The 3,010-nt window shown below is 37.7% G+C and carries 4 protein-coding genes; all 4 read right to left on the bottom strand.

Going from position 1 to position 3,010, the window contains the following annotated elements; translation table 11 throughout:
* Nucleotides 1-74: 74 nt before the first annotated feature.
* Complete coding sequence (locus tag CZ225_RS22620; protein ID WP_077155961.1) at nucleotides 75-254, bottom strand: hypothetical protein; 180 nt, start codon at nucleotides 252-254, stop codon at nucleotides 75-77.
* Nucleotides 255-334: 80 nt separating this feature from the next.
* Complete coding sequence (locus CZ225_RS22615; protein WP_077152747.1) at nucleotides 335-1,417, bottom strand: hypothetical protein; 1,083 nt, start codon at nucleotides 1,415-1,417, stop codon at nucleotides 335-337.
* On the bottom strand, nucleotides 1,414-1,785 hold the full coding sequence (locus CZ225_RS22610) for a hypothetical protein (RefSeq protein WP_129585723.1): 372 nt from the start codon (nucleotides 1,783-1,785) through the stop codon (nucleotides 1,414-1,416). Before CZ225_RS22610 ends, CZ225_RS22615 begins: the two co-directional genes overlap by 4 nt.
* 260 nt (nucleotides 1,786-2,045) lie before the next feature.
* Nucleotides 2,046-3,010: RHS repeat domain-containing protein (locus CZ225_RS22605; RefSeq protein ID WP_129585936.1), on the bottom strand; the 965-nt coding region annotated here is incomplete at its 5' end.

Here is a 3,010-nt window from a genome sequence, read left to right as displayed (position 1 = left end):
AATTGCCTCCACCAGAACTGCTATATACGATGTTGCAACCTATATTTTTTTTTAATTCTGTAATAAAATCCATACTATTTAAATAATTCAATTATTAATTCTTCTATTTCGTGATAACCATAGCCTTGACCTCCGATTTCTCTGTACAAAATTTCAACTTGGTCATCATCTAATCCATATTTTTTAGCCAAAGTTTTAACTTGTTTATTTTGTCTTGTATGATCACCAGGCATTTTCCCTTTAGGATGGTCCATTTTAACTTTTCCCCCTCTAAATCCTTTTCCAGGCAGTGGTGGAAAACCTATTTTAGGAATTCTTCAAATAAACTGTTATATTACCGTTTTCCTCTTCCGTATTTATCTGTTTCCCCGTCAGAGTATATGTTGTATATACTGTCATTTACCTCAAAATTATATCGCTCAAGAATAGTGGGCGTGTAAACCTTAAACTCCTTGTTCCATAGGATTCCCCGGACCGTATCGGGTATTTGAACAGGATGTACCGGAACGTAGAGGATAGAATCATAGAACAGGTCATATAATTTGTGCGCATATTTTTGCGGAGGTGTGTTTTCTAGAATAATAGGTCCTTTTGCGGTAGATAATCCAAAGGTCATTTCTTTATGTGGCTCAATCGAATATAATCCGGAAGAGATTTCATGAAATCCGTCATTTATCCGTATCTTCTTTGGATGCAAAGTTATGGAGTGCTTTCCGTTTTTCATTATAAAGCTACCGTGTAAATCCAGGTCTAATTCCACCAGAAGCGCAGAGTCTGACTTGTTGAATATTGACATGCTAATTGATATCATGTCCGGAGAAGAGAATTTTTCAATTTTCCCACTTTCTCCATGGACATAAAAAAAGTCTGATACCATATCTATTACGTCCGAGTCCTGCTCTCCTCCATAAAAATATCTTAGTTGTGGGTATTTATAGTCCTTAACCTCATTATCAATTTGTTTAAAAGTGGATTTGTTTGACCGCTTGTCTTTCATATATGCCCATACCCGTGTATCTTCCCCCTCATATTCTGGCAGATCACGTTCTGATTTAATGCCTAATATCTCACATATTTTCTTTTCGTCCATCGCTTTCTTCCCTTGTGAATAGGAAAGAATGTATTTATCTTTATATTTTAATGCGTTTGTCGGTAAAATGAATAGACCATCCTTATCTTCTCTGCCTACATAAAACCAGAATCCGGAAAGAAGACTTTTAGGCCATATAAGACACATATGGGCTTTCCACGTATCAAATTGATGAACTTTTAGCGTTTTCCTACAGTCCGGATAGAAATCGATTACGGACTTAACATGTTCCAAAAGTTCCGGATCAATGTTGTTGCTATTTACCCCCTGACAGGCAACTGCCAGGGGGATAGTTAATACTATTAAAAGTTTGATCACTTTTCTCATTTCTCTTTCCAATCACATACTGTATATATCTTAAACATCAAATCCATTGTTTCATCTCTCCAGACATTAGACTCTTTTTTGTCCAATTTGAATATCTTAAAAATAGCTGTATCGCCTTGCTGATAATGACAATCTAGATCTACATTTGGTTTAGAAAGACCGACACTACCTGTCAGGCTATCTTTAATAGCCCACCACTCCTTTTCGAAACTATCATGATAGGAAAAAGGACTATCCGGAATAATATCGATCACAATACGTTTGCTATCCTCTGTAACGGTGGTAGTGACTATGCCAATACAATTCCTGCCTAAACTGTGATATTTTTCCACCCATATTCTTTCAATAGGAAATTCATATCCAGCCATGAGAGTATCCACTTTGAAAATCCTACAATCTCCGACATAAGCATTTATTCGTTTTGATTCTTCAACGCTTTCGGACGTCAAATAAAGACTTATTGGGGGTATTATGAATAATTTCCCCAATAAAAACAGTAATAACACAATAAGCAAACTTATAAATTGCGTTTTTAGAATAAGAAGCATAGACTTCATAATAATATGTCTTAAAATTTAATGCAGAGGGTATGTATCCCCTCTGCAAGTAAATTATGTTTTATGATAATTCAAAATAAGTATTTATACTTTATACTAGGATTTTGTATCAGCCACTTTCCCAGTAAGTTCATAAAGTCATCCCAAGTGCCACCTTTATTATTTTTATTATATTGTCTATTTGCATTCTCTGTCGCTTCAATGATAGAGGCTGCATTTTTTTTAAGAAGATGGTCATATCTTGAATTTGGTCGAGGATCTCCTACTAAAATAAAGTCGGCCTCCGGATTAAACGGTGTGTCCAAATAATAGGGCTTTTCCGCATAAAAACCGGCAGCCCTTAACGCACTTGCTACAGCATCCATACAATCATGATTTAGGACATCATACCAGGAATATACCTCTTTTCGCATAGCTGCATACGCTGCTTCATCCTGCTCTTTCGTTGTTGCAAATCTGGCACGGGTTTGATAGCCATGATGGCGTGCGGCATAATCTGAATTGTCAAACTGTTGGATAGTGGTAAATGGTTTGTCTCCAACCTCAGGCTTGTCAGATAAAGCAAACCTTTCTCCTCCATCCTTAGACAAATAACGCCATCCTTCCTTATCATTTCCGATCAAAATAGCGCTATGCCCGAATCCTCCGGCCCCTTTCCTATCTTGCAATACAATTATATCCTTACCGTTAGGGTCAATTATGTTGATCGGACTATTCTTGCAATACAGGTATAGACTTTCATCATAGTATTTCTCGCACATCGGATCCACCACGTGCCATCTTCCTATCGCCGCATCATACTGCCTTGCACCATAATCATACCAATCCATCCCGTTGGTCCTGTCCAGTTCCTTGCCATTATACTTATAAGGCTGAACATTGGTCGATCCGGTGAAGACTCCTCCGAATGGATAGTAATGGTTGACCTCTTCCACCTTTCCTGTTTTATCCACTACCACCCTGTTGTTTCCCTGGTGATCCTGCATAAAATAGTGGAGTTTGGCATCCGCCGGAGTCAGATAACCGTCTGCTGTCA

The sequence above is a fragment of the Bacteroides bouchesdurhonensis genome, assembly GCF_900155865.1.
Classification (GTDB): domain Bacteria; phylum Bacteroidota; class Bacteroidia; order Bacteroidales; family Bacteroidaceae; genus Bacteroides; species Bacteroides bouchesdurhonensis.
This window is presented reverse-complemented; position numbering and strand designations above follow the sequence as displayed.